The following is a 25,294-nucleotide window of genomic DNA, read 5'->3' on the forward strand; positions in this document are numbered from 1 at the left end:
ATAAGGTCAAGGTTGCCGTTCGAGCAGGACGAGACCAGACCAGAGCAGACCAGTCGGAGTGTGGTGCCAGCGTGTCCGGTGGAGAGGTGGCCGGGATCCTCGTGGCCGTCTTCTGGGCGATCCTCGTGTCGTTCCTCGCCCTCGTGCTGGTGAGGCTCGCACAGACCCTCAAGGCGACCACCAAGATGGTGACCCAGGTGTCCGAACAGGCCGTTCCGCTCCTCGCCGACGCGTCCGAGACCGTTCGCTCCGCGCACACCCAGCTCGCCCGCGTCGACGCCATCGCCGCCGACGTCCAAGAGGTCACCGCCAACGCCTCGGCGCTCTCCTCGACCGTCTCCTCCGCCTTCGGCGGGCCGCTGGTCAAGGTCGCCGCGTTCGGCTACGGCGTACGGCGCGCGATCGGCAAGAAGGGCCTGCCCGAGCCGGACCGCACCGTCGTCGTCGGCCGCACCCTGCCCGGCGCCCGCCGTGGCGGGCGCCGCTCCCGTCGCTCCAAGGACTGATCACCGCGATGTTCCGCCGTGCATTCTGGTTCACCACCGGCGCCGCCGCCGGGGTGTGGGCCACCAACAAGGTCCACCAGAAGCTGCGCAAGCTGCAGCCCGACAGCCTCGCCGCGCAGGCCGCGGACAAGGCCGTCGAGACCGGCCACCGGCTGCGTCAATTTGCATTGGACGTACGGGCCGGAATGGCGGACCGTGAAGAGCAACTGCACGACGCCCTCGGGCTCGCGGAGCCCACTGAGGTGCGCGAGCTGCCCGCACCGCGCCGTGCGGTGCCTCACCTGCCCTACCGAACCACGAGAACACCCGGCCTGACCGGACCGACCGGAAATGAGGACCACTGATGGAGTCGGCTGAAATCCGCCGCCGCTGGCTGCGCTTCTTCGAAGAGCGCGGGCACACCGTCGTGCCGTCGGCGTCGCTCATCGCGGACGACCCGACGCTGCTCCTGGTCCCGGCGGGCATGGTCCCCTTCAAGCCGTACTTCCTCGGCGAGGTCAAGCCCCCGTTCAAGACCGCCACCAGCGTCCAGAAGTGCGTCCGCACGCCGGACATCGAAGAGGTCGGCAAGACCACCCGGCACGGCACGTTCTTCCAGATGTGCGGCAACTTCTCCTTCGGCGACTACTTCAAGGAAGGCGCCATCAAGTACGCCTGGGAGTTGCTGACGACTCCCGTGGCGGAGGGCGGCTACGGCCTGGAGCCCGAGAAGCTCTGGATCACCGTCTACCTGGACGACGACGAGGCCGAGCGCATCTGGCACGAGGTCGTCGGGGTGCCCAAGGAGCGCATCCAGCGCCTGGGCAAGAAGGAGAACTACTGGTCCATGGGCGTCCCGGGCCCCTGCGGCCCGTGCTCGGAGATCAACTACGACCGGGGCCCCGAGTTCGGCGTCGAGGGCGGCCCGGCCGTCAACGACGAGCGCTACGTGGAGATCTGGAACCTGGTCTTCATGCAGTACGAGCGCGGCCAGGGCCTCGGCAAGGAGGACTTCGAGATCCTCGGCGAGCTGCCGTCGAAGAACATCGACACCGGCCTCGGCCTGGAACGCCTCGCCATGATCCTGCAGGGCGTGCACAACATGTACGAGACCGACACCCTCCGCGTGGTCATCGACAAGGCCGGTGAGCTCACCGGCGTCCGCTACGGCGCCGCCGTCGACTCCGACGTCTCGCTGCGCGTGGTCGCCGACCACATGCGCACCTCCACGATGCTCATCGGCGACGGCGTCACCCCCGGCAACGAGGGCCGCGGCTACGTCCTGCGCCGCATCATGCGCCGCGCCATCCGCAACATGCGGCTGCTCGGCGCCACCGGCCCGGTCGTCGGCGACCTGCTCGACGTGGTCATCCGGGCGATGGGGCAGCAGTACCCGGAGCTCCTGGAGGACCGCAAGCGGATCGAGACGGTCGCCCTCGCCGAGGAGGCCGCCTTCCTCAAGACCCTCAAGGCCGGCACCAACATCCTCGACAGCGCGGTGACCGAGACCAAGGCCGGCGGCGGCACGGTGCTCGCCGGCGACAAGGCGTTCCTGCTCCACGACACCTGGGGCTTCCCGATCGACCTCACCCTCGAAATGGCCGCCGAGCAGGGCCTGTCGGTGGACGAGGACGGCTTCCGCCGCCTGATGAAGGAGCAGCGGGAGCGCGCCAAGGCCGACGCCCAGGCCAAGAAGCACGGCCACGCCGACATGTCGGCGTACCGCGAGATCGCCGACTCCTCCGGCTCCTCGGTCTTCACCGGCTACACCGACACCGAGGGCGAGTCCACCGTCGTCGGCCTGGTGGTCAACGGCGCCTCCGCCCCGGCCGCCCACGAGGGCGACGAGGTCGAGGTCGTGCTGGACCGCACGCCGTTCTACGCCGAGGGCGGCGGCCAGCTCGCCGACACCGGCCGCATCAAGCTGGACAACGGCGCCGTCGTCGAGGTGCGCGACGTCCAGCAGCCGGTCCCCGGCGTCATCGTCCACAAGGGCGTGGTGCAGGTCGGCGAGGTGGTGCTCGGCTCCGCCGCGTACGCCGGCATCGACATCCAGCGCCGCCGGGCCATCGCCCGCGCCCACAGCGCCACCCACCTCACCCACCAGGCGCTGCGCGACGCCCTGGGCCCGACGGCCGCCCAGGCCGGTTCGGAGAACTCCCCGGGCCGCTTCCGCTTCGACTTCGGTTCGCCGACGGCGGTGCCCGGCTCGGTCCTCACCGACGTCGAGCAGAAGATCAACGACGTCCTGGCCCGTGAACTCGATGTGCACGCCGAGGTCATGAGCATGGACGAGGCCAAGAAGCAGGGCGCCATCGCCGAGTTCGGCGAGAAGTACGGCGAGCGGGTCCGCGTCGTCACCATCGGTGACTTCTCCAAGGAGCTGTGCGGCGGTACGCACGTCCACAACACCGCCCAGCTGGGCCTGGTGAAGCTGCTCGGCGAGTCCTCCATCGGCTCCGGCGTGCGTCGTGTCGAGGCCCTGGTCGGCGTGGACGCCTACCGCTTCCTGGCCCGTGAGCACACCGTCGTCTCGCAGCTCACCGAGCTGGTCAAGGGGCGCCCGGAGGAGCTGCCGGAGAAGATCTCCGGTGTCCTGGCCAAGCTGAAGGACGCCGAGAAGGAGATCGAGAAGTACCGCGCGGAGAAGGTGCTGCAGGCCGCGGCCGGGCTGGCCGAGGGCGCCAAGGACGTCCGCGGGGTGGCCCTGGTCGCCGCCCGGGTCCAGGACGGCACCTCCGCCGACGACCTGCGCAAGCTGGTCCTCGACGTGCGCGGCCGGATCCAGGGCGACCGCGCCGTGGTGGTGGCCCTGTTCACCGTGGCGGGCGGCCGTCCGCTGACCGTCATCGCCACCAACGAGGCCGCCCGTGAGCGCGGCATCAAGGCCGGCGACCTGGTCCGTACCGCCGCCAAGACGCTCGGCGGTGGCGGTGGCGGCAAGCCGGACGTCGCCCAGGGCGGCGGGCAGAACGCCGCCGCGGTGCCCGAGGCCGTCGAGGCCGTCGAGCGCCTCGTGGCCGAGGCGGCCTGACGGCCGTGAGTGAGATGCGACGCGGCCGCCGCATCGCCGTGGATGTCGGGGACGCCCGGATCGGGGTCGCCTCGTGCGACCCCGACGGGGTCCTCGCCACCCCCGTCGAGACCGTGCCGGGGCGGGACGTCCCGGCGGCGCACCGGCGGCTCAAGGCGATCGTCGAGGAGTACGAGCCGCTCGAAGTCGTGGTCGGCCTGCCCCGCTCCCTCAGTGGGGGAGAGGGGCCGGCCGCGGCCAAGGTCCGGGCCTTCGCCCAGGAACTCGCCGGGAACATCGCCCCCGTCGGGGTCCGGTTGGTCGACGAGCGGATGTCGACGGTCACCGCGACCCACGGGCTGCGGGCCTCCGGCGTCCGCAGCAAGAAGGGCCGCTCGGTGGTCGACCAGGCCGCCGCGGTGGTCATCCTCCAGAGCGCGTTGGAGACCGAACGGACCTCCGGGCGGCCGCCCGGGGAGCCCGTCGAAGTGGTCATCTGATCGCGGTACGGTAACGTTCCGCGCGTTGTGGCGGCGGTTCGAACAGCCGCGCGTGCAAGTAGAGGCGGAACGGTACGTCAGGCGCTGCCCGGATGGAGCGCCCCGCCTCGCGGCTCTAGGGGATCGATGACCGAGTATGGCCGGGGCTACGGCTCCGAACCGTGGCATCCCGACGACCCGCTCTACGGAGACCGGGGTCCGTACGGAAGCCAGGACCAGCAGCCGCAGTGGGCCGGACAGCAGCCCGCCGGGTATCCCCACCAGCAGTACCCCCACGAGCAGCACCCGCAGCACCCGCACCCGCAGCACCAGCAGCAGCACCCCCAGCAGTACCCGGCGGGCCACGGCGGCTGGGACGGCACCCAGCAGCCGGGAGGCCAGGGGTCGTACGACCCGTACGACCCCTACGGGCAGCACCCGCAGCCCGATCCGTACCTCCAGCCGGGCCAGGACTACCGGGCCCCCCAGCACACCGGCCAGCACTACGCGGGCCAGGAGTACGCGGGCCAGGAGTACTACGCCGGCCAGGACGGCTACCCGCTCGACGGGACCCAGCAGATTCCCGCCCAGCCGCCGGCCCCGCAGCACGGGATGCCGGAGCAGGCCCCGGCGGACCCGCACCGACAGCCTTACGGACAGGCCCCGCACCCGCAGCGGCCGGCCGACTACCCGCCGGACCCCGGACCGCAGCAGCACCCGCAGGCCGGCCCGCACCACGACGAGCCGGGCGCCGGCGACGACTGGCGGGCGGCACCGGACGCCGACGGACTGGAGCCGCGCGCCCCGGAGCGGGACCACCCGTTCTTCGCCGACGACCCGGACGCCGAGGACGAGGGCTACGACGACGAGGACGACCGGCAGTCCGGCCGCGACCGCCGGGGCCGGAAGAACAAGAACAAGAAGAACAAGCGGCGCAGCGGTACCGCCTGCCTGGTCGTGACCCTCGCCCTGGCCGGAGTCGTCGGCGGCGTCGGCTACTTCGGCTACGACTTCTTCATGCGCCACTTCGGCTCGTCCCCCGACTACGAGGGCGAGGGCACTGGTGAGGTGCAGGTGCAGATCCCGGACGGGGTGCTGCTCTCCGAGATGGGCACGATCCTCGCCCGCGACGGCGTGATCAAGAGCGCCGGCGCGTTCACCGAGGCCGCCGGCGACAACAAGAAGGCGCAGAGCCTTCAGCCCGGGACGTACACGCTGCGCAAGCAGATGTCGGCGGCGGCCGCCATCGACCTCATGCTGGATCCCAAGAGCCGCAACGGTCTGACGATCCGGGAGGGCCTGCGCTCCAGCGCGGTCTACGAGCTGATCGACAAGAAGCTCAAGCTCAAGACGGGTACCACCAAGGAGATCGCGCACAGCCAGGCCAAGAACCTCGGCCTGCCGTCCTGGGCCGACGACTCCCCGAAGATCAAGGACCCGCTGGAGGGCTTCCTCTACCCCTCGACCTACAGCGTCGGCGATCACGCCAAACCCGCGGACGTGCTCCGGCAGATGATCTCGCGGGCCAACCAGGAATACCAGAAGTACGATCTCGAAACGAACGCCAAGAAATTCCATCTGGATTCTCCGCTCCAGCTCATCACCGTCGCCAGCCTCACCCAGGCCGAGGGCATGACGCACGATGACTTCCGGAAGATGGCGGCCGTCGTCTACAACCGGCTGGCCCCGACGAACACGGCCACGAACCAGAAGCTGGAATTCGACTCGACGTTCAACTACCTCAAGAACCAGAGCAAGATCAATATCGGTACGAAGGAGATCCGGAACTTCGACGACCCCTACAACACGTACTTCTACCGGGGGTTGCCGCCCGGTCCGATCGGAAACCCCGGCGCCGACGCACTGAAGGCGACGATCAATCCGGACGATTCCGAGAAGTGGCTCTACTTCATCTCGGTGGACGGCAAGAAGACGGACTTCACCACCAACTACGCCGACCACTCGAAGCTCGTCCAGGAATTCAACAAGCGGCAGCAAGAACAGAAGCAGAACGGAAACTGAAGGCCGACCGGTGTCCCACAGCCCCGAGCACAAGAAGGCGGCGGTCCTCGGATCGCCCATCGCGCACTCCCTCTCGCCGGTGCTGCACCGCGCCGCCTACGACGAACTCGGTCTGACCGGCTGGGAGTACGGCCGGTACGAGGTCGACGAGGCGGCCCTGCCCGCGTTCCTGGAGAAGCTCGGCCCCCAGTGGGCGGGCCTGTCGCTGACCATGCCGCTCAAGCGCGCGGTGATCCCGCTGCTGGACGAGATCAGCCCCACCGCGGCCTCCGTGGAGGCGGTCAACACCGTCGTGTTCACCCCCGACGGGCGCCGGCGCGGCGACAACACCGACATCCCCGGCATGCTCGCCGCGCTGCGCGAACGCGGCGTCCAGCAGGTCGAGCGGGCCGCCGTGCTCGGCGCCGGCGCCACCGCCTCCTCGGCGCTGGCCGCGCTCGCCCGGATCTGCACCGGCGAGGTCACCGCGTACGTCCGCAGCGCGGCGCGCGCCGACGAGATGCGCGGCTGGGGCGAGCGGCTGGGGGTCCCGGTCCGCACCGCCCCCTGGGACGACGCCGCCGCGGCCTTCGAGGCACCGCTGGTCGTCGCGACCACCCCGGCGGGCAGCACCGACCCGCTCGCCGCCGCCGTCCCCGACCGGCCGGGCACCCTCTTCGACGTGCTCTACGAGCCCTGGCCGACCGCGCTGGCCGCCGCCTGGGCCGACCGCGGCGGCGCCGTCGTCGGCGGCCTGGACCTCCTGGTCCACCAGGCCGTCCTCCAGGTCGAGCAGATGACCGGCCGGGCGCCGGCGCCGCTCGCCGCGATGCGCCGGGCCGGCGAGTCGGCGCTCGCGGCCCGCTGACCGCCTCGCTTCGGTCCGCACCCTGGACGGCGCGCCACGCGACCGGTGCGACGTGGGAGGATCGGAGGAGACCGTACGCGGATGAGCAGCATATGAGCAGTACTGAGGAGCACCGTTGAGCAGGTTGCGCTGGCTGACGGCGGGGGAGTCGCACGGCCCCGCACTCGTGGCGACGCTGGAGGGCCTTCCCGCCGGCGTGCCGATCACCACGGAGATGGTGGCGGACGCCCTGGCCCGCCGCCGGCTCGGCTATGGCCGCGGTGCCCGGATGAAGTTCGAGCAGGACGAGGTCACCTTCCTCGGCGGCGTGCGGCACGGCCGGACGCTGGGCTCCCCGGTGGCGATCATGGTCGGCAACACCGAGTGGCCCAAGTGGGAGCAGGTCATGGCCGCCGACCCGGTGGACGAGGCGGAGCTGGCCACGCTGGCCCGCAACGCCCCGCTGACCCGGCCCCGCCCCGGCCACGCCGACCTCGCCGGCATGCAGAAGTACGGCTTCGACGAGGCCCGCCCGATCCTGGAGCGCGCCTCCGCCCGCGAGACCGCCGCCCGGGTCGCCCTGGGCACCGTCGCCCGCTCCTTCCTGAAGGAGACGGCCGGCATCGAGATCGTCTCGCACGTCGTCGAGCTGGCCTCGGCCAAGGCCCCCTACGGCGTCTACCCCACGCCCGCCGACGTCGAGAAGCTGGACGCCGACCCGGTGCGCTGCCTGGACGCCGACGCGTCGAAGGCGATGGTCGCCGAGATCGACCAGGCCCACAAGGACGGCGACACGCTCGGCGGCGTCGTCGAGGTGCTGGCCTACGGCGTGCCGGTCGGCCTCGGCTCGCACGTCCACTGGGACCGCCGGCTGGACGCCCGGCTGGCCGCCGCCCTCATGGGCATCCAGGCCATCAAGGGCGTCGAGGTCGGCGACGGCTTCGACCTGGCGCGGGTGCCCGGCTCCAAGGCGCACGACGAGATCGTCGCCACCGACGAGGGCATCAAGCGCGCCTCCGGCCGCTCCGGCGGCACCGAGGGCGGCCTGACCACCGGTGAACTCCTGCGCGTCCGGGCCGCGATGAAGCCGATCGCGACCGTGCCGCGGGCGCTGGCGACGATCGACGTCACCACCGGCGAGGCCACCAAGGCGCACCACCAGCGCTCCGACGTCTGCGCGGTCCCGGCCGCCGGCATCGTCGCCGAGGCGATGGTGGCGCTGGTGCTGGCCGACGCGGTGGTGGAGAAGTTCGGCGGCGACAGCGTGCCGGAGACCCACCGCAACGTCCGCAGCTTCCTCGACAACCTGGCGATCAAGTGACCGCGCCCGTCGTCGTGCTGGTCGGCCCGCCCGGGGCCGGCAAGTCCACCGTGGGCGCGCTGCTGGCCGAGCGGCTCGGCGTCGGCTACCGCGACACCGACGCCGACATCGTCGTCACCGCCGGCAAGCCGATCGCCGAGATCTTCATCGAGGACGGCGAGGGGCACTTCCGCGAGCTGGAGCGGGAGGCGGTCCGCACCGCCCTCGACACCCACCCCGGCGTGCTGTCGCTCGGCGGCGGCGCGATCATGGACGACGGCACCCGGAAGCTGCTGACCGGCCTGCCGGTGGTCTTCCTGGACGTCGAACTCGCCGACGCCGTCAAGCGGGTGGGGCTGGACGCGCCCCGTCCGCTGCTCGCGGTCAACCCGCGCAAGCAGTGGCGCGAGCTGATGGAGCGGCGCCGCCCGCTCTACACCGAGGTCGCGCGGGCCGTGATCGCCACCGGGGACCGCCCCCCCGCGGCCGTCGCCGACGCGATCGTGGACGCTTTGGAGCTACGGCCGGCCGCGGAGCACGCGCGCCCCGCCGGCAGGGAGGAACAGGCATGACGGAGCACGCCACCCGCATCCAGGTCGGCGGTACCGCCGGCACCGATCCGTACGAGGTCCTCGTCGGGCGGCAGCTGCTGGGCGAACTCCCCGGCCTGATCGGCACCGCCGCCAAGCGCGTCGCCGTGCTGCACCCCGAGGCGCTGGCCGCCACCGGCGAGGCGCTGCGCGAGGACCTGGCCGGCCAGGGCTACGAGGCGATCGCCATCCAGCTGCCGAACGCCGAGGAGGCCAAGACCGCCGAGGTCGCCGCGTACTGCTGGAAGGCGCTCGGCCAGACCGGATTCACCCGCACCGACGTGATCGTCGGCGTGGGCGGCGGCGCCACCACCGACCTCGCCGGCTTCGTCGCCGCGACCTGGCTGCGCGGAGTGCGCTGGATCGCCGTCCCGACCACCGTCCTGGGCATGGTGGACGCCGCGGTCGGCGGCAAGACCGGCATCAACACCGCCGAGGGCAAGAACCTCGTCGGCGCCTTCCACCCGCCGGCCGGGGTGCTGTGCGACCTGGCCGCGCTCGACAGCCTCCCGGTCCACGACTACGTCTCCGGGCTGGCCGAGGTCATCAAGGCCGGCTTCATCGCCGACCCGGTGATCCTCGACCTGATCGAGGCGGACCCGGAGGGCGCCAAGCGCCCCGACGGCCCGCACACCGCCGAGCTGATCGAGCGGGCCATCCGGGTCAAGGCCGAGGTGGTCTCCGCCGACCTCAAGGAGTCCGGTCTGCGGGAGATCCTCAACTACGGCCACACCCTGGCCCACGCCATCGAGAAGAACGAGCGCTACAACTGGCGGCACGGCGCCGCGGTCTCCGTCGGCATGGTCTTCGCCGCCGAACTCGGCCGGATCGCCGGCCGGTTGGACGACGCCACCGCCGACCGGCACCGCGCCGTCCTGGCCTCCGTCGGGCTGCCGCTGAGCTACCGCGGCGACCAGTGGCCCAAGCTGCTGGAGACCATGAAGGTCGACAAGAAGTCCCGCGGCGACCGGCTCCGCTTCATCGTCCTGGACGGTCTGGCCAAGCCGGTCGTCCTGGAGAGCCCGGACCCGGCGATGCTGCTCGCCGCGCACGCGGAGATCGCCTCATGAGCCGCCGGGTGCTGGTCCTCAACGGTCCCAACCTCGGCCGGCTGGGCTCCCGTGAGCCCGACGTCTACGGCGCCACCTCCTATGCCGGGCTGGTCGCCGAGTGCGCCCGGCTCGGCAAGGAGCTGGGCCTGGAGACCGAGGTCCGGGAGACCAACGACGAGGGCGAGCTGGTCCGCTGGCTGCACGAGGCGGCCGACGGCTCCCTCCCGGTCGTGATCAACCCCGGTGCCTTCACGCACTACTCGTACGCGATGCGGGACGCGGCGGCCCAGCGGACCGCCCCGCTGATCGAGGTGCACATCTCCAACCCGTACGCCCGCGAGGAGTTCCGCCACACCTCGGTCATCGCGGCCGTCGCCAGCGGCACCGTCGCCGGCTTCGGCATCGGCTCGTACCGCCTCGCGCTGCGCGCCCTCGCCGAGGAACTGGACGCCTGACCGGCGCGTCGGCCACACACCCGTCCCCCCGGCCGTTCATTCGACGGACGCCGGGGGTAGGGACACCTTCCGGCAGCCGCCGGGGGAGTACGGTTCACCGCAGCGCCACCCGGCGGTGGGACGGCAACGACCCGTACCCGCCCCGCAGTTGTCGTCACGGCGCACCGGGCCACCCCGCCCGGTGCGCCGCCCCGCACCACGTCGACCGCACGAGACGGAGAGCCACCGGATGCAGTACGCAGTGGGGGCTCCGCTGCCACCGCCCCGCGGCCCGCTTCACACCCAAGGCGCCGGCATGAGCATGAACTGGACGCCGCACCCCGGCCAGCCCCACCCGCCCGGCGCGCCGCACGCCCCCGCGGTCCCGCCGCCCCCTCCCGCGCCGCCGGCGCCCGCCGCCCCGGGCCAGGGCGGCTGGCCCGCCCCCGCACCCCACCAGGCCCCGCCCGCCGCGCCGCACCCGAACCCGCCCGCCGCGCCGCACCCGAACCCGCCCGCCCAGCACAGCGGGGACATCACCGGCCACGTCCAGCTGCCCCCCGGCGCCCTCGTCCCGGTGCCCAGCAACGCCACCCCGGACGCCGCGCACGCCGCCGTCGCGGTGCTGCTGATCGGCCCGGCCGGCGCCGGCAAGACCAGCGTCGCCCGGCACTGGGCCGACACCCGGCGGGTGCCGACCGCGCACATCAGCCTGGACGACGTCCGGGAATGGGTCCGGGCCGGTTTCGCGGACCCGCAGTCCGGCTGGAACGACAACTCCGAGGCGCAGTACCGGCTCGCCCGCCGCACCTGCGGCTTCGCCGCCCGCAACTTCCTCGCCAACGGCATCTCCTGCATCCTCGACGACGCGGTCTTTCCGGACCGCCCGGTGGTCGGCCTCGGCGGCTGGAAACGCCACGTCGGCCCCGGCCTGCTGCCGATCGTGCTGCTCCCGGGCCTGGAGGTCGTCCTGGAGCGCAACGCCCGACGCTCCGGCAACCGCCGCCTCTCCGACGAGGAAGTGGCCCGGATCCACGGCCGGATGGCCGGCTGGTACGGCTCCGGTCTGCCGATCGTCGACAACTCCCAGCACGACGTCGCCACCACCGTGCGGGCCCTCGACGAGGTCGTCGCCCGCAGCCTCGCCAGCCCGCCCAGCTGGTAGCCGGTCCCGTCCCCCGGGCGGCCGTCTCGAACGGCCGCCCGGGGAGACCGGTCGTACGCTGGCGATATGTCCGAGTTGTACGCAGTCCGACGCGCGCAGCTGCGCGACCGCTGCGCCGCAACCGGGAGTACCGCCGCCCTGATCTCCCGCCCCGCCAACGTCCGCTACCTCACCGGCTGCACCCCACCCGGCGCCGCCCTGCTGCTCGGCCCCGGCGGCCCCGGCGGCGATGTGCTGGTCTGCTGCCGTCCGCTGACCGGCGACCCCACCGAGGGGCGGCCCGCCGACGACGTGCGGGTCACGGTGCTGCCCGCCCGCGACACCGACCCCGTCGTGGCCGCCGCCGGCCTGGCCGCCAAGGCGGGCGCGGAGGTCCTGGCCGTCGAGGAGCACCACCTCACCGTCACCCGCCACCGGGCGCTGTCCCAGGTCGCCCCACGGATGCGGCTCGCCGACCTGGCCTGCGCCGTCGAGGCGCAGCGGCTGGTGAAGGACGACGACGAGATCGCCTGCCTGCGGATCGCCGCCGAGATCAGCGACCAGGCGCTGGGCGAACTCCTGGAGTCGATCCTGGTCGGCCGCACCGAGCGGCACCTCGCGCTCGAACTGGAGCGCCGCCTGGTCGACCACGGCGCGGACGGCCCGGCCTTCTCCACCTCCGTCGCCACCGGCCCGAACTCCGGGCGTGCCGGGCACCTGCCCACCGACCGGCGCGTCGAGGAGGGCGATTTCCTGACCGTCGGGCTGGGCGCGAACTACCGCGGCTACCGCTGCGAGATCGGCCGGACCTTCGTCATCGGCACCACCCCGGCGGACTGGCAGATCGAGCTGTACGACCTGGTCTTCGCCGCCCAGAAGGCCGGTCGGGAGGCGCTGGCACCGGGCGTGGAGTGCCACGAGGTGGACCGGGTGACCCGTCATATCCTGGAGACGGCGGGCCACGGCGACGGCCTCGGACCGTGGACCGGGCATGGTGTCGGACTCGAAATCGACGAGGACCCTCAGTTGTCACCCGGCGCCATGGGTAAACTGGACGCTTGCGTGCCGGTCACCGTCGAGCCAGGGGTCCACATCCCGGGCCGTGGGGGTGTCCGGATCGACGACACCCTCGTCGTCCGCCCCGAGGCGGACGGCGGACCCGAGCTACTCACGATCACGACCAAGGAGCTGCTCGCCCTGTGAGCCACCGGGCTCGCTGCGGGCGGTTCCTCGGTATCCACCACCTGTAGTCCAGGAGATTCCGCAACCGTGGCTTCCACGAACGACCTCAAGAACGGCATGGTGCTCAAGCTCGAAGGCGGCCAGCTCTGGTCCGTCGTCGAGTTCCAGCACGTCAAGCCCGGTAAGGGCCCGGCCTTCGTCCGTACCAAGCTCAAGCACGTGCTCTCCGGCAAGGTGGTGGACAAGACCTTCAACGCCGGCACCAAGGTCGAGACGGCGACCGTCGACAAGCGCGGCATGCAGTTCTCGTACATGGACGGCGACTACTTCGTCTTCATGGACATGGACACCTACGACCAGCTGCACATCGACCGCAAGACCGTCGGTGACGCCGCCAACTTCCTGCTCGAGGGCTTCGAGGCCGTCGTCGCGCAGAACGAGGGCCAGGTTCTCTACGTCGAGCTGCCGGCCGCCGTCGAGCTGCTCATCAAGGAGACCGAGCCGGGCCTCCAGGGCGACCGCTCCACCGGTGGCACCAAGCCCGCCACGCTGGAGACCGGCTACGAGATCCAGGTCCCGCTCTTCATCACCACCGGTGAGAAGATCAAGGTCGACACCCGTACCGGCGACTACCTCGGCCGGGTGAACAGCTAACCGTGGCTGCCCGCACCAAGGCCCGTAAGCGCGCCTTCCAGATCCTCTTCGAGGCCGACCAGCGCGGTGCCGATGTGCAGTCCGTGCTCGCGGACTGGATGCGCCATGCCCGGACCGACCCCCGGCAGCCGCCGGTGCACGAGTACACCCTGGAACTCGTCGAGGGGTACGCGGACCACATCGCCCGCATCGACGAGCTGATCTCCACCTACTCGGTCGACTGGGACCTGGACCGGATGCCGGCGGCCGACCGCTCCATCCTGCGGCTCGGGGCCTACGAGCTGTTGTGGGTGGACGGCACGCCGGACGCGGTGGCGATCGACGAGGCCGTGCAGCTGGCCAAGGAGTTCTCCACGGACGACTCGCCGTCCTTCGTCAACGGCCTGCTGGCCCGGCTCAAGGAGCTGAAGCCGGGGCTGCGCCGCGAGGAGACGCGCTGATCCGGTCGTACGGCCGCTGATCGGCTCGAGACCCGAGGCACCGAACGGGCCCGGAGCGATACGACATCGCTCCGGGCCCGTTCGTCTGCGCCTCGCGCCCCGTGTCCGTATCCGAGCGCCTGGGGGCCGTGGCAGCCCCGGATACGCCGACCGCCGCCCCGGGCAGCCCGGAGCGGCGGTACGTTTCTGCTGGTGAAGCGAAGGGGCGAGACCGGTCAGATCTCCTCGTGCTGCACGGCCCGGCGGGCATCCGCGTCCAGTACGCCCCAGCTGATCAGCTGCTCGGTGAGCACCGAAGGCGACTGGTCGTAGATCACCGCGAGGGTGCGCAGGTCGTCCTGGCGGATCGAGAGGACCTTGCCGTTGTAGTCCCCGCGCTGGCTCTGGATGGTGGCGGCATAGCGCTGGAGCGGGCCGGCCTTCTCCTGCGGTACGTGGGCCAGGCGCTCCAGGTCCAGCACGAGCTTCGGCGGCGGCTCTGCGGCGCCGCCCGGCGTCGTGCCCGGCAGCAGTTCCTGCACCGGCACGCCGTAGAAGTCCGCGAGCTCCGCGAGGCGCTGGACGGTCACGGCACGGTCGCCGCGCTCGTACGACCCCACGACCACGGCCTTCCACCGGCCCTGGGACTTCTCCTCGACGCCATGGAGAGAGAGGCCCTGCTGGGTACGGATGGCGCGGAGCTTGGCCCCGAGCTGTTTAGCGTATTCGCTGGACATAAAGCTCCCCAGACGGCTGTATCGACATGCGGCTCCGCCGCGTGGCTGGTAACTCACTGTGAGGTTACGCAGCGTAATCTGACTTCGTCAAGCCGAATGGGGCAGACCATCACCCGTCAGGGGGGCGTACGGGTCCCCGAGGGCCTCCTGATAGCCTGAACCCCGTAATTCCGACGTCCTTTAAAGTCCGTCCCGTGAGGCGGAGAAGGAGGTCCGTTTCGTATGGACGCACGCAGTTCCGACTCGCGCACGCAAGCTCCCGCCCGGCCGGTGCTCGAAGGCCCCGACATCGCGCGGATGCTGACCCGTATTGCCCACGAAATCGTCGAGCGCGCCAAGGGCGCGGACGATGTGGTGCTGCTGGGAATCCCCACCCGCGGCGTATTCCTCGCCCGGCGGCTGGCCGCCAAGCTCGAGGAGATCACCGGTCGCGCCATTCCGGTCGGCTCGCTCGACATCACGATGTACCGCGACGACCTCCGCCTGGGCCCGGCCCGCACGCTGGCCCGCACGGAGATCCCCACCGACGGCATCGAGGGCCGGCTGGTCCTCCTCGTCGACGACGTCCTGTTCTCCGGGCGCACCATCCGCGCCGCCCTGGACGCCCTGGGTGACATCGGGCGCCCGCGTGCCGTGCAGCTGGCTGTCCTGGTCGACCGCGGCCACCGAGAGCTGCCGATCCGCGCCGACTACGTGGGCAAGAACCTCCCCACGTCGCTGCGGGAGGCGGTCAAGGTCCAGCTCACCGAGGAGGACGGCCGCGACGCCGTGCTGCTCGGCCTGCGCTCCGCTCCGTCCCGCCCCGGCTCCGACGCCGCGTCCTCGGCGGCCGAGCAGACCGTCCCGGCCGACGAGCGCTAGCGCACGCGCGTACGGACCCCGGTGACCCCGGGCCCGCACCCATGCCTGCTCGACGGACATTCCCGTACACCTCCCTCACACCCGGAGAGAACCGGATGAAGCGTCACCTCATCTCGGCCGCCGATCTCACGCGGGACGACGCCGTGCTGATCCTCGACACCGCCGAGGAAATGGCCCGGGTCGCCGACCGGCCGATCAAGAAGCTCCCCGCCCTGCGCGGACGCACCGTCTGCAACCTCTTCTTCGAGGACTCGACCCGGACCCGGATCTCCTTCGAGGCCGCCGAGAAGCGGCTCTCCGCGGACGTCATCAACTTCGCCGCCAAGGGTTCCAGCGTCTCCAAGGGCGAGTCGCTCAAGGACACCGCCCAGACCCTGGAGGCGATGGGCGTCGACGCCGTCGTCATCCGGCACAGCGCCTCCGGCGCCCCCTACCGGCTGGCCACCTCCGGCTGGATCGACGCCCCCGTGATCAACGCCGGTGACGGCACCCACCAGCACCCCACCCAGGCCCTGCTGGACGCCTTCACCATGCGGCGCCGGCTCGTCGGCCCGGACGCCGGGCTCGGTCAGGACCTCGCCGGGAAGCGCATCACCCTCGTCGGCGACGTCCTGCACAGCCGCGTCGCCCGCTCCAACGTCGCCCTGCTGCACACCCTCGGCGCCGAGGTCACCCTCGTCGCGCCGCCCACCCTGGTGCCGGTCGGCGTCGAGACCTGGCCGTGCGAGGTCTCCTACGACCTCGACAGCGTGCTGCCCAAGTCCGACGCCGTGATGATGCTGCGGGTGCAGCGCGAGCGGATGAACGCCGCCTTCTTCCCGACCGAGCGCGAGTACTCGCGCCGCTACGGCCTGGACGGCGACCGGATGGCGCGGATGCCCGAGCACGCCATCGTGATGCACCCCGGCCCGATGGTCCGCGGCATGGAGATCACCGCCGAGGTCGCCGACTCCGACCGCTGCACGGTCGTCGAACAGGTCGCCAACGGCGTCTCCATCCGGATGGCCGTCCTCTACCTGCTGCTCGGCGGCAACGAGCCCGCCCTCACCAACCCCCGTACCGAGGAGAAGTAAGACCCATGAGCAAGATCCTGATCCGCGGTGCGAAGGTGCTCGGTGGTGCGCCGCAGGACGTCCTGATCGACGGGGAGTTCATCGAGGCGGTCGGCGCCGGCCTGTCCGCCGAGGGCGCCGAGGTCGTCGAGGCCGACGGCAAGGTCCTGCTGCCGGGCCTGGTCGACCTGCACACCCATCTGCGCGAGCCCGGCCGGGAGGACTCCGAGACCGTCCTGACCGGTACCCGGGCCGCGGCCAGCGGCGGCTACACCGCGGTGTTCGCCATGGCCAACACCTTCCCGGTCGCCGACACCGCCGGCGTCGTCGAGCAGGTCTACCGGCTGGGCAAGGAGTCCGGCTACTGCGACGTGCAGCCCATCGGTGCGGTCACCGTCGGCCTGGCGGGCAAGAAGCTCGCCGAGCTGGGTGCGATGCACGAGTCCGCGGCCGGCGTCACGGTCTTCTCCGACGACGGCAAGTGCGTCGACGACGCGGTGATCATGCGGCGCGCCCTGGAGTACGTGAAGGCGTTCGGCGGTGTCGTCGCCCAGCACGCCCAGGAGCCGCGGCTGACCGAGGGCGCCCAGATGAACGAGGGCGTCGTCTCGGCCGAACTGGGGCTGGGCGGCTGGCCGGCCGTCGCCGAGGAGTCGATCATCGCCCGGGACGTGCTGCTCGCCGAGCACGTCGGCTCCCGGGTCCACATCTGCCACCTCTCGACCGCCGGCAGCGTGGAGATCGTCCGCTGGGCCAAGTCCCGCGGCATCGACGTGACCGCCGAGGTCACCCCGCACCACCTGCTCCTCACCGACGAGCTGGTGCGCAGCTACAACCCGGTCTACAAGGTCAACCCGCCGCTGCGCACCGAGCGCGACGTGCTGGCGCTGCGCGAGGCCCTCGCCGACGGCACCATCGACATCGTCGCCACCGACCACGCCCCGCACCCGCACGAGGACAAGGACTGCGAGTGGGCCGCGGCGGCGATGGGCATGGTGGGCCTGGAGACCGCGCTGTCGGTCGTCCAGCACACCATGGTCGAGACCGGGCTGCTGGACTGGGCCGGCGTCGCCGACCGGATGTCCGCCACCCCGGCCCGGATCGGGCAGCTGGCCGGCCACGGGCGCCCCGTCGCGGCCGGCGAGCCCGCCAACCTCACGCTGGTCGATTCCGCTTACCGTGGAGAGGTGGACCCCGCCGGTTTCGCCTCCCGCAGCCGCAACACCCCCTACGAGGGCCGTGAGCTGCCGGGACGCGTCACCCACACCTTCCTGCGGGGCCGTAAAACGCTCGTCGACGGGAAGCTGGCGTGACTCCTTCACTCATCCACTTGGCCGCGGCGCCGCACTCCGCCCCGGTCACCGACTGGGCCGGACGCATCGCATGGGTGGTCGGTCTGCTGGTCTTCGTCGTCTTCGTCTACTGGCTGATGCGCCAGGGCTGGAAGTGGCGCGGCACCCTCCAGGGCGATCTGCCCGAGCTGCCGTCCCGCCCGTCGCCCCCCACCGCCCTGGCCGGCGGCGGCGAGCCGCCGCTGCCTGAAACCGCCGACGCGGGCGAGGCCCGGCTGACCCTCAGCGGCCGCTACCACGGCTCGACCACCGCCGGGCAGTGGCTCGACCGGATCGTCGCCCGTGACCTGGGCACCCGCAGCAAGGCCGAACTGACCCTGACCGAACAGGGCCTGGACGTCGTGCGGCCCGGCGCCACCGACTTCTTCGTACCGGCCGCCGCCCTGCGCGGTGCCCGTCTCGACAAGGGGATCGCCGGCAAGGTCCTCCCCGAGGGCGGCCTGCTGGTCGTCACCTGGGAGCACGGCGGCAAGCAGATCGACTCCGGCTTCCGCTCCGACCGGGCCGGCGAACACCCCGCCTGGGTCGAGGCCATCAACCAGCTCAGCAGCACCGAGCACACCACCGAGCACACCGAAACGGAAGGCGCACGATGACGACCTCCACCAAGGGGACCGGCAAAATCCCCGCCGTACTCGTCCTGGAGGACGGCCGCACCTTCCGCGGCCGTGCCTACGGGGCCGTGGGGGAGACCTTCGGCGAGGCGGTGTTCTCCACCGGCATGACCGGCTACCAGGAGACGCTGACCGACCCCTCGTACCACCGCCAGGTCGTCGTCATGACCTCCCCGCACGTCGGCAACACCGGCGTGAACGACGAGGACCCCGAGTCCGCGCGGATCTGGGTCTCCGGCTACGTCGTCCGCGACCCCGCCCGGGTCCCGTCCAACTGGCGCTCCCGCCGCTCCCTCGACGAGGAGCTGCGCCACCAGGGCGTCGTCGGCATCTGCGGTATCGACACCCGCGCGCTCACCCGCCACCTGCGCGAGCGCGGCGCGATGCGGGTCGGCATCTTCTCCGGCAACGCGCTGCCCGACGAGGGCACGATGCTCGCCGAGGTGCGCCAGCAGCCCGAGATGCAGGGCGCCGACCTCTCCGCGCAGGTCGCCACCAAGGAGCCGTACGTCGTGCCGGCGATCGGTGAGAAGAAGTTCACCGTCGCCGCGGTCGACCTCGGCATCAAGGGCATGACCCCGCACCGGATGGCCGAGCGCGGCATCGAGGTGCACGTCCTGCCGGCCACCGCCACCGCCGAGGACGTCTACGCGGTCGACCCCGACGGCGTGTTCTTCTCCAACGGGCCGGGCGACCCGGCCACCGCCGACCACCCGGTCGCCGTGATGCGCGAGGTGCTCTCCCGGAAGACGCCGCTGTTCGGCATCTGCTTCGGCAACCAGATCCTGGGCCGGGCGCTGGGCTTCGGCACGTACAAGCTCAAGTACGGGCACCGCGGCATCAACCAGCCGGTGCAGGACCGCACGACCGGCAAGGTCGAGATCACCGCGCACAACCACGGGTTCGCCGTGGACGCGCCGCTCGACAAGGTTTCCGACACCCCCTTCGGCCGCGCCGAGGTCTCCCACGTCTGCCTCAATGACAACGTGGTGGAGGGGCTCCAGCTCCTGGACCAGCCGGCCTTCAGCGTGCAGTACCACCCCGAGGCGGCCGCCGGCCCGCACGACGCCGCGTACCTCTTCGACCGGTTCGTCGAGCTCATGCGAGACAACAATCAGCACAGCGTTTCTCTGATGGAGGGCCAGCGTGCCTAAGCGCACCGATATCCAGTCCGTCCTGGTCATCGGCTCCGGCCCGATCGTCATCGGTCAGGCCGCCGAGTTCGACTACTCCGGCACCCAGGCATGCCGGGTCCTCAAGTCCGAGGGCCTGCGCGTCGTCCTGGTCAACTCCAACCCGGCCACGATCATGACCGACCCGGAGATCGCCGACGCCACGTACGTCGAGCCGATCACCCCGGAGTTCGTCGAGAAGATCATCGCCAAGGAGCGCCCCGACGCGCTCCTGCCCACCCTCGGTGGGCAGACGGCCCTGAACACCGCGATCTCGCTGCACGGGTCCGGCGTCCTCGACAAGTACGGCGTCGAGCTGATCGGCGCCAATGTCGAGGCGATCCACAAGGGCGAGGACCGCGACCTGTTCAAGGAGGTCGTCGAGGAGGTCAACCGCAAGATCGGCCACGGCGAGTCCGCCCGCTCGGTCATCTGCCACTCCATGGACGACGTCCTGGCGGGTGTCGAGGAGCTCGGCGGCTACCCGGTCGTCGTCCGCCCGTCCTTCACCATGGGCGGCGCCGGCTCCGGCTTCGCGCACGACGAGGAGGAGCTGCGCCGGATCGCCGGCCAGGGCCTGACGCTCTCCCCGACCACCGAGGTGCTCCTGGAGGAGTCCATCCTCGGCTGGAAGGAGTACGAGCTGGAGCTGATGCGCGACAAGCACGACAACGTCGTGGTCGTCTGCTCCATCGAGAACTTCGACCCGATGGGCGTGCACACCGGCGACTCGATCACCGTCGCGCCGGCGATGACGCTCACCGACCGCGAGTACCAGATCCTGCGGGACGTCGGCATCGCGATCATCCGCGAGGTCGGCGTCGACACCGGCGGCTGCAACATCCAGTTCGCGGTGAACCCCGAGGACGGTCGCGTGATCGTCATCGAGATGAACCCGCGGGTCTCGCGCTCGTCCGCCCTCGCCTCCAAGGCCACCGGCTTCCCGATCGCGAAGATCGCCGCGAAGCTGGCCGTCGGCTACACCCTGGACGAGATCCCCAACGACATCACCCGGGAGACCCCGGCGTCGTTCGAGCCCACCCTCGACTACGTCGTGGTCAAGGTGCCGCGGTTCGCCTTCGAGAAGTTCCCGGCCGCCGACGCCACCCTCACCACCACCATGAAGTCGGTCGGCGAGGCGATGGCCATCGGGCGCAACTTCACCGAGGCGCTCAACAAGGCGCTGCGCTCGCTGGAGAAGAAGGGCAGCCAGTTCGCCTTCACCGGCGAGCCGGGCGACAAGGCCGAACTGCTGGAGCGGGCCCAGGTCCCGACCGACGGCCGGATCAACACGGTCATGGCGGCGATCCGGGCCGGCGCCACCCCGCAGGAGGTCTTCGACGCCACCAAGATCGACCCGTGGTTCGTCGACCAGCTCTTCCTGATCAAGGAGGTCGCGGACGAGATCGCGGCCGCCGACAAGCTCGAACCGGAAATCCTTGCGGAAGCAAAGCGCCACGGCTTCTCGGACGCCCAGATCGCGGCCATCCGCGACCTGCGCGAGGACGTCGTCCGCGAGGTCCGGCACGCGCTGGGCATCCGCCCGGTCTACAAGACGGTCGACACCTGCGCGGCCGAGTTCGCGGCGCGGACCCCGTACTTCTACTCGTCCTACGACGAGGAGACCGAGGTCGCCGCCCGCGAGAAGCCCGCGGTGATCATCCTCGGCTCCGGCCCCAACCGCATCGGCCAGGGCATCGAGTTCGACTACTCCTGCGTCCACGCCAGCTTCGCGCTCAGCGACGCCGGCTACGAGACCGTGATGGTCAACTGCAACCCGGAGACCGTCTCCACCGACTACGACACCTCCGACCGGCTCTACTTCGAGCCGCTCACCCTGGAGGACGTGCTGGAGATCGTGCACGCCGAGTCCCAGGCGGGCCCGGTCGCCGGCGTGATCGTCCAGCTCGGCGGGCAGACCCCGCTCGGCCTGGCGCAGGCCCTCAAGGACAACGGCGTGCCGATCGTCGGCACCTCGCCCGAGGCCATCGACCTCGCCGAGGAGCGCGGCGCGTTCGGCCGGGTGCTGACCGAGGCCGGGCTGCCGGCCCCCAAGTACGGCACCGCCTTCTCCTTCGCCGAGGCCAAGGGCATCGCCGCCGAGATCGGCTACCCGGTCATGGTCCGTCCCTCCTACGTGCTCGGCGGCCGCGGCATGGAGATCGTCTACGACGAGCCCTCGCTGGCCGAGTACCTGGAGCGGCACGCCGGCCTGATCGACCAGCACCCGGTCCTCATCGACCGGTTCCTCGACGACGCCATCGAGATCGACGTGGACGCGCTCTACGACGGCCACGAGCTCTACCTCGGCGGCGTCATGGAGCACATCGAGGAGGCCGGCATCCACTCCGGCGACTCCGCCTGCGCGCTGCCCCCGATCACCCTCGGCGGCTTCGACATCAAGCGGCTGCGGGCCTCCACCGAGGCCATCGCCAAGGGCGTCGGCGTCCGCGGACTGATCAACATCCAGTTCGCCATGGCCGGGGACATCCTCTACGTCCTCGAAGCCAACCCGCGCGCCTCGCGCACCGTGCCCTTCACCTCGAAGGCCACCGCGGTCCCGCTGGCCAAGGCGGCCGCCCGGATCTCGCTCGGCGCCACCATCGCCGAGCTGCGGGCCGAGGGCATGCTGCCCAGCACCGGTGACGGCGGCACGCTGCCGATGGACGCGCCGATCTCCGTCAAGGAGGCGGTCATGCCCTGGTCGCGGTTCCGGGACGCCTCGGGCCGCGGCGTGGACACCGTCCTCGGCCCGGAGATGCGCTCCACCGGCGAGGTCATGGGCATCGACTCGGTCTTCGGCACGGCGTACGCCAAGTCGCAGGCCGGCGCCTACGGCGCGCTGCCCACCAAGGGCCGGGCGTTCGTCTCCGTCGCCAACCGCGACAAGCGCTCGATGATCTTCCCCGCCCGCGAGCTGGTCGCCCACGGCTTCGAGCTGCTGGCCACCTCCGGCACCGCCGAGGTGCTGCGCCGCAACGGCATCAAGGCCACCGTGGTGCGCAAGCAGTCCGAGGGCCAGGGCCCCAACGGCGAGAAGACCATCGTCCAGCTGATCCACGACGGCCAGGTCGACCTGATCGTCAACACCCCCTACGGGACCGGTGGCCGGCTCGACGGCTACGACATCCGCACCGCCTCCGTGGCCCGCGGCATCCCGTGCCTGACCACGGTCCAGGCGCTGGCCGCCGCCGTTCAGGGCATCGAGGCGACGTCCCGCGGCGACGTCGGGGTGCGCTCCCTCCAGGAGCACGCCCGGCAACTGACCGCGGCCCGCGAGGAGTAGGCCGGCAGAGGGGGACACCGCAGCGGTGTCCCCCTCTTCATGAGCCCACCCGACCCCTCGCGCAAAGGCCCTGACCTCACCATGTACCGCCTGTTCTTCCAGCTGGTCTTCCAGCGCATGGACCCCGAGAAGGCCCACCACCTGGCCTTCCGCTGGATCCGCCTGGCCGCCCGCCTCCCCGTGCTGCGCACCTTCGTCGCGGCCGCCCTCGCCCCCCGCCACAAGGAGCTGCGCACCGAGGCCCTGGGCCGCCGGATGCACGGCCCGTTCGGCCTGGCCGCCGGCTTCGACAAGAACGCCGTCGCCATCGACGGCATGACCATGCTCGGCTTCGACCACGTCGAGATCGGCACGGTCACCGCCCAGCCGCAGCCCGGCAACCCCAAGAAGCGGCTGTTCCGGCTGGTGCCGGACCGCGCGCTGATCAACCGGATGGGGTTCAACAACGACGGCTCGGCGGCGGTGGCGGCCCGCCTGGCCGCCCGCAACCCGGTCTTCCCGACCACCGTCGGCGTCAACATCGGCAAGACCAAGATCGTGCCGGAGTCCGAGGCGATCGGCGACTACGTCACCTCCACCGAGCGCCTGGCCCGGCACGCCGACTACCTGGTCGTCAACGTCTCCTCGCCGAACACGCCGGGGCTGCGCAACCTCCAGGCCACAGACCACCTGCGCCCGCTGCTCACCGCGGTCCGCGAGGCCGCCGACCGCACGGTCACCGACCGCCGGGTCCCGCTGCTGGTCAAGATCGCCCCCGACCTCGCGGACGAGGACGTGGACGCGGTCGCCGACCTCGCCCTGGAACTGGGCCTGGACGGCATCATCGCCACCAACACCACCATCGCCCGCGAGGGCCTGGGCCTGGCCTCCGACCCGAAGCTGATCGCCGAGACCGGCGGCCTCTCCGGCGCCCCCCTCAAGGAGCGCTCCCTGGAGGTCCTGCGCCGCCTCTACGCCCGGGTCGGCGACCGGATCACCCTGATCGGCGTCGGCGGCATCGAGACCGCCGAGGACGCCTGGCAGCGCATCCTCGCCGGCGCCACCCTCGTCCAGGGCTACAGCGCCTTCATCTACCAGGGCCCGTTCTGGTGCCGCGCGATCCACAAGGGCCTGGCCGCGCGCCTGCGCAACAGCCCGTACGCCACCCTCGCCGACGCGGTCGGCGCCGACCACAAGAAGGTGACCGGATGACAGCCAGCCCCTCGCCCGACCACCGCCCCTCAACGTCGCCCTCCGGGCGGCTGGATTCTCTTCCGCCCTTCGGCGCGCGTCTCCGCCGTGCCATGGACGAGCGCGGCCCGCTGTGCGTCGGCATCGACCCGCACGCCTCGCTGCTGGCCGACTGGGGCCTGAACGACGACGTCGCGGGCCTGGCCCGGTTCACCCGGACCGTGGTGGAGGCGCTCGGCGAGCACGTCGCGGTCTTCAAGCCGCAGTCGGCCTTCTTCGAGCGGTTCGGCTCGCGCGGCATCGCCGTCCTGGAGACCGCCGTCGAGGAGGCCCGGGACCGCGGCGCGCTCATCCTCATGGACGCCAAGCGCGGCGACATCGGTTCCACCATGAGCGCCTACGCCGAGGCGTTCCTGCGCCCGGACTCGCCGCTGTTCTCGGACGCGCTCACGGTCTCCCCGTACCTCGGCTACGGCTCCCTGCAGCCCGCCGTGGAGCTGGCGCGGCAGAGCGGCGCCGGGCTCTTCGTCCTCGGCCTGACCTCCAACCCGGAGGGTGCGGAGGTCCAGCGGGCGGTCCGCGAGGACGGCCGCAGCGTCGCCGCGACCATGCTCGGCCACCTCGCCGCCGAGAACGCCGGGGCCGAGCCCCTGGGGTCCTTCGGCGCGGTCGTCGGCGCCACCCTCGGCGATCTCTCCGCCTTCGACCTGGCGATCAACGGCCCGCTGCTGGCGCCCGGCATCGGGGCGCAGGGCGCCACCCCCGCGGACCTGCCCACCGTCTTCGGCAAGGCGGTCCGCAACGTGGTCCCGAGCGTGAGCCGGGGAGTGCTGAAGCACGGTCCGGACACCGGCGCACTGCGCGCGGCGGCGGCCCGCTGCGCCGACGAAGTGCGTGCGGCCGTCGCATAACGCGGTTATTTGGTCCCGAAATGTCCTGGTCAGCTGAGTCTGACCAGGACTTTTCGTCTGTTCTCGCTGACTCCAGCGCGATCGGCCGCTAGTCTCCGTCGAGAGCACTGCACGTAAGCGCGTTGCTCGTTGCTCCGCTGTTGCGGGGCGACTAGGTTCCACACCGGTCCGTATCCGACAGTTCGACATCCGAGGTGACGTAGGCGTGGCTCTTCCGCCCCTTACCCCTGAACAGCGCGCTGCCGCGCTCGAAAAGGCCGCCGCGGCTCGCCGGGAGCGCGCCGAGGTCAAGAATCGGCTCAAGCACTCCGGGGCCTCCCTGCACGAGGTCATCCAGCAGGGCCAGAAAAACGATGTCATCGGCAAGATGAAGGTCTCCGCCCTCCTGGAGTCCCTGCCGGGCGTGGGCAAGGTCCGCGCGAAGCAGATCATGGAGCGACTCGGCATCTCCGAGAGCCGCCGGGTGCGCGGTCTGGGGTCCAACCAGATCGCATCGCTGGAGCGTGAGTTCGGCAGCACGGGTTCCTGAGTTTCTCGGC

Annotated in this window: 24 protein-coding genes; 23 read left to right on the plus strand and 1 reads right to left on the minus strand. The window is 71.5% G+C overall.

The genetic code is table 11. From position 1 onward, the window contains the following. Positions 1-71: 71 nt before the first annotated feature. The 14 genes from SNOUR_RS31670 to nusB all read left to right on the plus strand — a co-directional run bounded on the left by SNOUR_RS31670 (position 72) and on the right by nusB (position 13,621). Positions 72-506 carry a DUF948 domain-containing protein gene (locus SNOUR_RS31670; RefSeq protein ID WP_229921457.1) on the plus strand — a complete coding sequence of 145 codons (435 nt, stop codon included), beginning with the start codon at positions 72-74 and terminating at the stop codon, positions 504-506. 8 nt (positions 507-514) lie between these two features. Next, positions 515-850: a DUF6167 family protein gene (locus SNOUR_RS31675; protein ID WP_039638013.1), complete on the plus strand. Its 336-nt coding sequence runs from the start codon at positions 515-517 to the stop codon at positions 848-850. Further along, on the plus strand, positions 850-3,519 hold the full coding sequence (gene alaS / locus SNOUR_RS31680; protein ID WP_067353839.1) for an alanine--tRNA ligase: 2,670 nt from the start codon (positions 850-852) through the stop codon (positions 3,517-3,519). The genes SNOUR_RS31675 and alaS overlap by 1 nt, the downstream gene beginning before the upstream one ends. Before the next feature lie 14 nt (positions 3,520-3,533). After that, on the plus strand, positions 3,534-3,998 hold the full coding sequence (gene ruvX, locus SNOUR_RS31685; protein WP_067353841.1) for a Holliday junction resolvase RuvX: 465 nt from the start codon (positions 3,534-3,536) through the stop codon (positions 3,996-3,998). Positions 3,999-4,124: 126 nt separating this feature from the next. After that, the gene (mltG, locus tag SNOUR_RS31690; protein WP_067353842.1) at positions 4,125-5,999 is read left to right on the plus strand and encodes an endolytic transglycosylase MltG; all 1,875 of its coding nucleotides are present in this window, start codon (positions 4,125-4,127) and stop codon (positions 5,997-5,999) included. 10 nt (positions 6,000-6,009) lie between these two features. After that, the gene (locus tag SNOUR_RS31695) at positions 6,010-6,846 is read left to right on the plus strand and encodes a shikimate dehydrogenase (protein WP_067353844.1); all 837 of its coding nucleotides are present in this window, start codon (positions 6,010-6,012) and stop codon (positions 6,844-6,846) included. A 115-nt stretch (positions 6,847-6,961) separates the two neighbouring features. Next, positions 6,962-8,146, plus strand: coding sequence for a chorismate synthase (gene aroC, locus SNOUR_RS31700; RefSeq protein ID WP_067353846.1), 1,185 nt, complete (start codon positions 6,962-6,964; stop codon positions 8,144-8,146). Beyond that, entirely contained in the window at positions 8,143-8,697 is a 555-nt protein-coding gene (locus tag SNOUR_RS31705) for a shikimate kinase (RefSeq protein WP_067353847.1), read from the plus strand. The genes aroC and SNOUR_RS31705 overlap by 4 nt, the downstream gene beginning before the upstream one ends. Continuing rightward, on the plus strand, positions 8,694-9,785 hold the full coding sequence (gene aroB, locus SNOUR_RS31710; protein ID WP_067353849.1) for a 3-dehydroquinate synthase: 1,092 nt from the start codon (positions 8,694-8,696) through the stop codon (positions 9,783-9,785). Before SNOUR_RS31705 ends, aroB begins: the two co-directional genes overlap by 4 nt. Continuing rightward, positions 9,782-10,222 carry a type II 3-dehydroquinate dehydratase gene (aroQ, locus tag SNOUR_RS31715; RefSeq protein ID WP_067353851.1) on the plus strand — a complete coding sequence of 147 codons (441 nt, stop codon included), beginning with the start codon at positions 9,782-9,784 and terminating at the stop codon, positions 10,220-10,222. Before aroB ends, aroQ begins: the two co-directional genes overlap by 4 nt. Positions 10,223-10,451: 229 nt before the next feature. After that, positions 10,452-11,366, plus strand: coding sequence for a Pro-rich N-terminal domain-containing protein (locus SNOUR_RS31720; RefSeq protein ID WP_067353852.1), 915 nt, complete (start codon positions 10,452-10,454; stop codon positions 11,364-11,366). Positions 11,367-11,432: 66 nt separating this feature from the next. Continuing rightward, a complete protein-coding gene (locus SNOUR_RS31725; RefSeq protein WP_067353855.1) occupies positions 11,433-12,548 on the plus strand; it encodes an aminopeptidase P family protein in 1,116 nt (371 codons plus the stop codon). Positions 12,549-12,614: 66 nt separating this feature from the next. After that, complete coding sequence (gene efp / locus SNOUR_RS31730) at positions 12,615-13,181, plus strand: elongation factor P (protein WP_067353856.1); 567 nt, start codon at positions 12,615-12,617, stop codon at positions 13,179-13,181. A 2-nt stretch (positions 13,182-13,183) separates the two neighbouring features. Then, positions 13,184-13,621 (plus strand): transcription antitermination factor NusB, encoded by a 438-nt coding sequence (gene nusB, locus SNOUR_RS31735; protein ID WP_067353859.1) that lies wholly within the window; start codon positions 13,184-13,186, stop codon positions 13,619-13,621. Positions 13,622-13,836: 215 nt separating this feature from the next. Here nusB and bldD read toward each other — a convergent pair whose 3' ends face one another. Then, positions 13,837-14,337: a transcriptional regulator BldD gene (gene bldD / locus SNOUR_RS31740; RefSeq protein ID WP_018539834.1), complete on the minus strand. Its 501-nt coding sequence runs from the start codon at positions 14,335-14,337 to the stop codon at positions 13,837-13,839. Between the two features lie 222 nt (positions 14,338-14,559). Between bldD and pyrR the strand changes: the two genes are divergently transcribed. From pyrR to SNOUR_RS31785, 9 genes are all read left to right on the plus strand, one after another. Beyond that, complete coding sequence (gene pyrR, locus SNOUR_RS31745) at positions 14,560-15,198, plus strand: bifunctional pyr operon transcriptional regulator/uracil phosphoribosyltransferase PyrR (RefSeq protein WP_039638028.1); 639 nt, start codon at positions 14,560-14,562, stop codon at positions 15,196-15,198. Positions 15,199-15,293: 95 nt separating this feature from the next. Continuing rightward, positions 15,294-16,271 carry an aspartate carbamoyltransferase catalytic subunit gene (locus SNOUR_RS31750; protein WP_067353862.1) on the plus strand — a complete coding sequence of 326 codons (978 nt, stop codon included), beginning with the start codon at positions 15,294-15,296 and terminating at the stop codon, positions 16,269-16,271. A gap of 5 nt (positions 16,272-16,276) precedes the next feature. Continuing rightward, complete coding sequence (locus tag SNOUR_RS31755; protein WP_067353865.1) at positions 16,277-17,563, plus strand: dihydroorotase; 1,287 nt, start codon at positions 16,277-16,279, stop codon at positions 17,561-17,563. Then, on the plus strand, positions 17,560-18,198 hold the full coding sequence (locus tag SNOUR_RS31760) for a PH-like domain-containing protein (protein WP_067353878.1): 639 nt from the start codon (positions 17,560-17,562) through the stop codon (positions 18,196-18,198). Before SNOUR_RS31755 ends, SNOUR_RS31760 begins: the two co-directional genes overlap by 4 nt. Further along, entirely contained in the window at positions 18,195-19,370 is a 1,176-nt protein-coding gene (carA, locus tag SNOUR_RS31765; protein ID WP_067353879.1) for a glutamine-hydrolyzing carbamoyl-phosphate synthase small subunit, read from the plus strand. The genes SNOUR_RS31760 and carA overlap by 4 nt, the downstream gene beginning before the upstream one ends. Further along, positions 19,363-22,674 carry a carbamoyl-phosphate synthase large subunit gene (carB, locus tag SNOUR_RS31770; protein ID WP_067353882.1) on the plus strand — a complete coding sequence of 1,104 codons (3,312 nt, stop codon included), beginning with the start codon at positions 19,363-19,365 and terminating at the stop codon, positions 22,672-22,674. Before carA ends, carB begins: the two co-directional genes overlap by 8 nt. 81 nt (positions 22,675-22,755) lie before the next feature. Further along, positions 22,756-23,865, plus strand: coding sequence for a quinone-dependent dihydroorotate dehydrogenase (locus tag SNOUR_RS31775; RefSeq protein WP_067353883.1), 1,110 nt, complete (start codon positions 22,756-22,758; stop codon positions 23,863-23,865). A 50-nt stretch (positions 23,866-23,915) separates the two neighbouring features. Further along, positions 23,916-24,755, plus strand: a complete 840-nt coding sequence (gene pyrF / locus SNOUR_RS31780; RefSeq protein ID WP_079143590.1) for an orotidine-5'-phosphate decarboxylase — start codon at positions 23,916-23,918, stop codon at positions 24,753-24,755. Between the two features lie 205 nt (positions 24,756-24,960). Further along, positions 24,961-25,284 (plus strand): integration host factor, encoded by a 324-nt coding sequence (locus SNOUR_RS31785; RefSeq protein ID WP_016572363.1) that lies wholly within the window; start codon positions 24,961-24,963, stop codon positions 25,282-25,284. Positions 25,285-25,294: the final 10 nt, after the last annotated feature.

Source organism: Streptomyces noursei ATCC 11455 (assembly GCF_001704275.1).
Taxonomy (GTDB): Bacteria; Actinomycetota; Actinomycetes; order Streptomycetales; family Streptomycetaceae; genus Streptomyces; species Streptomyces noursei.